Origin of the sequence: Mycobacterium sp. NAZ190054 (assembly GCF_001545925.1) — a bacterium.
Taxonomy (GTDB): Bacteria; Actinomycetota; Actinomycetes; order Mycobacteriales; family Mycobacteriaceae; genus Mycobacterium.
Genome location: NZ_LMVQ01000253.1, coordinates 1 through 5,444, shown reverse-complemented (window position 1 = coordinate 5,444; position 5,444 = coordinate 1). Strand labels below are relative to the sequence as shown.

The following is a 5,444-nucleotide window of genomic DNA, read 5'->3' as shown; positions in this document are numbered from 1 at the left end:
GTGGCCGTCGTGCTCGTCGCGGTCTTCGTGTGGTGGACCAGCGACTCCAGGGCGACCCTGAGCCGCCCCGCCGACCAGCCGGTCCCGACCCTGAAACCGGCTGCGGCCGTTCCTGATTCGCTCGAACAGCGGTGGACTGCCCGCAGCGCGAGGACCACCGTGCCGGTCGTCGTCGGCGGCGCCGTCGTCACCGGCGACGGCCGCACGATGGACGGCCGCGACCCCGCCACCGGTGCCACGCTGTGGAGCTACGCCCGCGATCTGGAGCTGTGCGGCGTCACCTGGGTCTACAACTACGCGGTCGCCGTCTATCCCGACGTCCGCGGCTGCGGGCAGGTCAGCACCGTCGACGCCAAGACCGGCAGGCGCGGGCCGGCGCGCAGCAGCTACGCCGACCCGCAGGTGACGCTGTCCGGCGACGGCACCACGGTGCTGTCCGCCGGACCGACCCGCCTGGAGATGTGGCGCTCGGACATGGTGCGGATGCTCAGCTATGGCGCGCTCGACGCGCCGATCAAGCCCGGTGTCCCGGCCACACCGCTGTGCCGGTTCGTGTCGGCGGCGGCCAGTTCCAGCTCGGTGTCGGTGCTGGAGTCCTGCGAGGGGCAGTCCGACCTGCGCCTGACGCTGCTGCGTCCGTCCGACGAGGAGGACACCCCGGAGCTCAAGTACGTGCAGCAGAAGGGGGTCGCCGACGGCACCGGCGCGCGCGTCGTGGCGGTGACGGACTCGGCGACCGCGCTGTACGTGCCGACGCCGGCACCGCGACTGGACATCATCGACGACACCGGTGCGGTCGTCGACAGCACCACCGTGGACGGCGAACCCTCCCCCGATGCGACAGCGTCGCGGGCCGGCGACCTGATCACCTGGTGGACCGGCACGGCGCTGATGGTGTTCTCGGCCGACACCCTGCAGTACAAATACACCGTCGCCGCGTCGGGATCGGACGCACCGATCGGGCCGGCGACGGTGATGGCCGGCCGGTTGCTGGTGCCGGTCACCACCGGCTATGACGTGTTCGACCCGATGACGGGCACCGGCGACCGACACATCCCGCTGCAGCGGCCCGCCGTGACGGGACCCGTCGTGCCGGCCGTGGCGGGCTCGACGCTGCTGGAACAGCGGGGCGAGGAACTGGTCGCGCTCAGTTAGATCTCCGGCGCGAAGGTGGCCAGCGCCTTGCCGCTCTTCCAGTGCTTCAGCAGGGCCGCGGCGAACTCGCGGTAGGCCATCGCTCCCTTGTTCTTGCGACCGGCCAGCACCGACGATCCCGAGGCACTGGCCTCGGCGAACCGCACGGTGCGCGGGATCGGCGGCGCCAGCACCGGCAGGTTGTAGCGGTCGACGACGTCGAACAGCACGTCACGGCTGTGCGTGGTGCGCGAGTCGTAGAGCGTGGGCAACGCGCCCAGCAGCTTGAGGTCGGGGTTGGTGATGGCCTGCACGTCGGACACCGTGCGCAGCAGCTGCCCCACCCCGCGGTGCGCGAGCGTCTCGCACTGCAGGGGCACGACGAGCTCGCCTGCGGCGGTCAGACCGTTGAGGGTGAGCACGCCCAGCGACGGCGGGCAGTCGATGAGCACGACGTCGTAATCCGCGCTGATCTTGTCGAGCGCGCGCTTGAGCGCGTGCTCCCGGCCCGCCCGCATCAGCAGCATGGCCTCCGCGCCCGCCAGGTCGATGTTGGCCGGCAGCAGCGTCATGCCCTCCGGGGTCTGCACGAGTGCCGCGTCGGGTTCGACGTCGCCGAGCAGCACCTCGTGCACCGAAACCGGCAGCTTGTCCGGGTCGTGTCCGAGCGAGAAGGTCAGCGATCCCTGCGGGTCCAGGTCGACGAGGAGCACCTTTTTGCCCAGTTCCACCATCGCCGCGCCCACCGACGCCACCGTCGTCGTCTTGGCGACCCCACCCTTTTGATTGGCGACCGCAAGTACCCGCGTCACAGTGCCCATCCTGACATGGTTGCCCCTCCCCTAGCTCGCCTTCGCCCGCACGTTGCCGACGAAACCAGCTACATACGGCAGAATCGGATGCTGTGGGCGTCCTGCAGCACCGGCTTATCCTGCTCCGCCACGGCGAAACCGAATGGTCGAAATCGGGCAAGCATACGAGCCGGACCGAACTCGAGCTCACCGAGCACGGCCGGGCCCAGGCCCTGGCGGCGGCGGACACCCTCGAACAGCTGCACCTGAACGATCCGTTCGTGGTGACCAGCCCCCGGGTGCGCGCCCAGCTCACCGCCGAACTCGCCGGCCTGACCGTCGACGCGGTCGACGACCTGATCAGCGAATGGGATTACGGCGACTACGAGGGCACCACCACGGCGGAGATCCGCAAGGCGGTGCCGAACTGGCTGGTGTGGACCCACGGGTGCCCGGGTGGGGAGACCTCCGCACAGGTCTGTGCGCGTGCCGACCGGGCGATCGCCATGGCGCTGCACCACCTGGAGTCCCGCGACGTCGTGTTCGTCGGGCACGGCCACTTCTCCCGCGCGGTGATCACCCGATGGGTCGAACAGCCGGTCTACGAGGGCATCCGGTTCGCGATGCCCGCCGCCTCGATGGCGGTGTGCGGTTTCGAGCACGGCGTGCGCCAGCTCAGTGCGCTGGCCCAGACCGGTCGCCCCAACCCGGCGGTGGCGACATGACCCGCGAACCCGCGTTCGTCCTCGCCGGCCCCGACGGCGCCGTGATCGGCGACGGCGTGCACACCGCGTTCCCCCGCATCGCGGACGCGCGGGCCGCGCTGGCATCCCACAGCGCACCGATCATCATGGGCGCGTTGCCGTTTGACCTCAGCCGGCCTGCGGCGCTGATCCGTCCGCAGACGGTGCAGTTCGCCGACGCGCTGCCTGCGTGGCCGGTCCGGGACCTGGTGTCGGCGCAGATCACCGCCACGACGCCGGACGCCGACGAACACCGCCGCCGGATCGGCGCGGCGCTGACCCGCCTGCGCGACCCCGCGGATCCACTGCAGAAGGTGGTGCTGGCGCGGGCACTGCGCCTGACCGCCGACGGCCGACTGGACGCGCGGACCGTGCTCAACCGACTGGCCGCCAACGATGCGCAGGCCACCAAGTACCTGGTCGACCTGTCGGCCGCCGGCGAGGGCTACTCCGGCACCGCCCTGGTCGGCGCGAGCCCCGAACTGCTGGTGGCCCGCCGGGGACATCAGGTGATCTGCCGGCCATTCGCGGGTTCGGCACCCCGGCTGCCCGACCCTGACGCCGATGCCGCGAACGGCGCCGCACTGGCCGAGTCGGAGAAGAACCGCCACGAACACCAACTGGTGGTCGACGCGCTGCGCGCGGCACTGGAGCCGCTGTGCACCGACCTGCAGATCGCCGACCGACCCCAACTGAGCAGCACCGCCGCGGTGTGGCACCTGTTCACCCCGATGTCCGGTCGTCTACGCGAAACCTCTACCACCGCATTGGATCTCGCGGTGGCGTTGCATCCCACCCCGGCAGTCGGCGGGTCCCCGACCGCGCGGGCCGTCGCGTTGATCGACGAGGTCGAAGGCGACCGCGGTTTCTACGCCGGGGCGGTCGGCTGGTGCGACCAGCGGGGCGACGGCCGCTGGGTGGTCTCGATCCGGTGTGCGCAGCTGTCGGCCGACCGGCGCACCGCCGTCGCCCATTCCGGCGGCGGGATCGTCGCCGAGTCCGATCCCGACGACGAAGTCGACGAGACCACAACGAAATTCCGCACCATCCTGGCGGCACTGGGGGCCGGACAATGAGTGAGACCATCCGCGTCGCGCGCCCCGGAGACGAGACCGAGTTGACCGCGATGATCCACGAGCTCGCCGCCTTCGAGCACGCCGCCGACGAGTGCACCGTGACCGAAACCCAGTTGCGGGAAGCCCTTTTCGGACCGGACCCGACCGTGTACGGACACCTCGCCGAAGTCGACGGCCAGGCCGCCGCGGGCGCGTTGTGGTTCCGCACCTTCTCGACGTGGGACGGGGTGGCGGGCATCTATCTGGAAGATCTGTTCGTGCGTCCGCAGTTCCGCAGGCGCGGGTTGGCCCGCAAGCTGCTCGCCACCCTGGCCCGCGAGTGTGTCGAGCGCGGCTATTCGCGGCTGAGCTGGGCGGTGCTGGACTGGAACGTCAACGCGATCGCGCTGTACGACAGCGTCGGCGGCAAACCGCAGAGCGACTGGATCACCTACCGGGTGTCGGGGCCGCGCCTGTCGGAATTGGCATCGGAGCTCACGCCGGAGTCCGACTGAGTCAGCCAGTGCAGGCCCGACGGGCTGAACAGCAGACCCAGCACCGCGACCGCCGCGGCGGCCACCACCACGGCATAACGCAATTGGCCCGAGCTGTACACATACCAGGCGACGCCGAGCAGCACCAGGTTGGCGAACACCGCGATGCCGCGGCCCCACCGTCGTCCGGTCCACAACGCCCAGCCCGCCGCCGCCACCCCGGATCCCATGATCGCGAACCAGCCGGCGGTGCCGTACCCGCTGATCGCGATCTCGTGGTGCCCGGCGGCTTCCCGCACGACGAGCACGACGGCCATGACGACGCCGAGAACGCCTTCCAGCGCGGCGATTCCGCCGGCGATGCGTACCGTGCGGGGCGTCACCGCCCGAGCCTGTCGGCCAGATAGCGCACCGCCATCTCGTACCCCAGCGGGCCGGCCCCGGCGACCACCATCTCGGCGACTGCCGACACATACGAGTGGTGCCGGAACGATTCGCGCGCATGGATGTTGCTCAGATGCACCTCGGCGACGGGCAGTCCCACCGAGCGCAGCGCATCGGCGATCGCCACCGAGGTGTGGCTGTAGGCGGCAGGATTGATCACGATGCCCGCGCAGTCGGCGCGGGCGGCCTGGATCTCGTCGACGAGCACGCCCTCGTGGTTGCTCTGCACCGCGCGCAGCTGCAGCCCGACCTCGGCGGCCACCTCCGCGGTCCGCGCCTCGATCTCGGCCAGCGTCGTCGTGCCGTACACCTCGGGCTGCCGGGTGCCCAGCAGGTTCAGGTTCGGCCCGTTCACGAGTAGCAATCGGCGTTCGGTCACCGTTGTACGGTACCGGCGCCGCGCCCGCAGCGGCCGGATGCGAGCGCAACGTTAGGCTCGAGCCCCGTGCGTGCCGTGCTGATCGTGAACCCGAATGCGACGTCGACCACGCCGGCCGGCCGCGACCTGTTGGCCCACGCGCTGGAAAGCCGCGTCAGCCTGACCGTCATCCACACCGACCACCGCGGCCACGCCGTCGAGATCGGGCAGCAGGCCGCCCGCGACGGCGTCGACGTGCTGATCGTGCACGGCGGGGACGGCACGGTGAACGAGGTGGTCAACGGCGTCGCGGGCGATGAGTTCACGATGTCGGAGGCGGTCCAGCGCGGGACCTTGGACATGGGAATCATCAGCGATTTCGGGCTCAGCGGTGTCGAATCCGAGGTCGGGGTGGCCGGGCTGCC

8 protein-coding genes are annotated in these 5,444 nt (G+C 70.8%); 5 read left to right on the top strand and 3 right to left on the bottom strand.

What is annotated here, in order from left to right; genetic code table 11:
* On the top strand, nucleotides 1–1,155 hold a 1,155-nt coding region (locus ASJ79_RS33260; protein WP_197420261.1), incomplete at its 5' end, for a hypothetical protein.
* Here ASJ79_RS33260 and ASJ79_RS17745 read toward each other — a convergent pair.
* Nucleotides 1,152–1,955 (bottom strand): ParA family protein, encoded by an 804-nt coding sequence (locus tag ASJ79_RS17745; RefSeq protein ID WP_197420260.1) that lies wholly within the window; start codon nucleotides 1,953–1,955, stop codon nucleotides 1,152–1,154. The two genes, ASJ79_RS33260 and ASJ79_RS17745, sit on opposite strands and share 4 nt — an antisense overlap.
* Before the next feature lie 83 nt (nucleotides 1,956–2,038).
* Here ASJ79_RS17745 and ASJ79_RS17740 point away from each other — a divergent pair, with 83 nt between their 5' ends.
* Genes ASJ79_RS17740 through ASJ79_RS17730 form a run of 3 tightly spaced genes read left to right on the top strand, consistent with a single transcriptional unit; the run spans nucleotide 2,039 to nucleotide 4,238 of the window.
* Nucleotides 2,039–2,650, top strand: coding sequence for an acid phosphatase (locus tag ASJ79_RS17740; RefSeq protein WP_067957786.1), 612 nt, complete (start codon nucleotides 2,039–2,041; stop codon nucleotides 2,648–2,650).
* The gene (locus tag ASJ79_RS17735; protein WP_067957783.1) at nucleotides 2,647–3,744 is read left to right on the top strand and encodes an isochorismate synthase MenF; all 1,098 of its coding nucleotides are present in this window, start codon (nucleotides 2,647–2,649) and stop codon (nucleotides 3,742–3,744) included. Before ASJ79_RS17740 ends, ASJ79_RS17735 begins: the two co-directional genes overlap by 4 nt.
* Nucleotides 3,741–4,238 (top strand): GNAT family N-acetyltransferase, encoded by a 498-nt coding sequence (locus ASJ79_RS17730; protein ID WP_067957780.1) that lies wholly within the window; start codon nucleotides 3,741–3,743, stop codon nucleotides 4,236–4,238. Before ASJ79_RS17735 ends, ASJ79_RS17730 begins: the two co-directional genes overlap by 4 nt.
* Here ASJ79_RS17730 and ASJ79_RS17725 read toward each other — a convergent pair.
* Together ASJ79_RS17725 and aroQ are read right to left on the bottom strand one after the other, a co-directional pair.
* The gene (locus ASJ79_RS17725; RefSeq protein ID WP_067957775.1) at nucleotides 4,175–4,600 is read right to left on the bottom strand and encodes a hypothetical protein; all 426 of its coding nucleotides are present in this window, start codon (nucleotides 4,598–4,600) and stop codon (nucleotides 4,175–4,177) included. The two genes, ASJ79_RS17730 and ASJ79_RS17725, sit on opposite strands and share 64 nt — an antisense overlap.
* Nucleotides 4,597–5,040, bottom strand: a complete 444-nt coding sequence (aroQ, locus tag ASJ79_RS17720) for a type II 3-dehydroquinate dehydratase (protein WP_067957771.1) — start codon at nucleotides 5,038–5,040, stop codon at nucleotides 4,597–4,599. Before aroQ ends, ASJ79_RS17725 begins: the two co-directional genes overlap by 4 nt.
* A gap of 66 nt (nucleotides 5,041–5,106) precedes the next feature.
* Between aroQ and ASJ79_RS17715 the strand changes: the two genes are divergently transcribed.
* Nucleotides 5,107–5,444 (top strand): diacylglycerol kinase family protein (locus tag ASJ79_RS17715; RefSeq protein ID WP_304439118.1); only part of this gene is annotated, 338 nt, incomplete at its 3' end.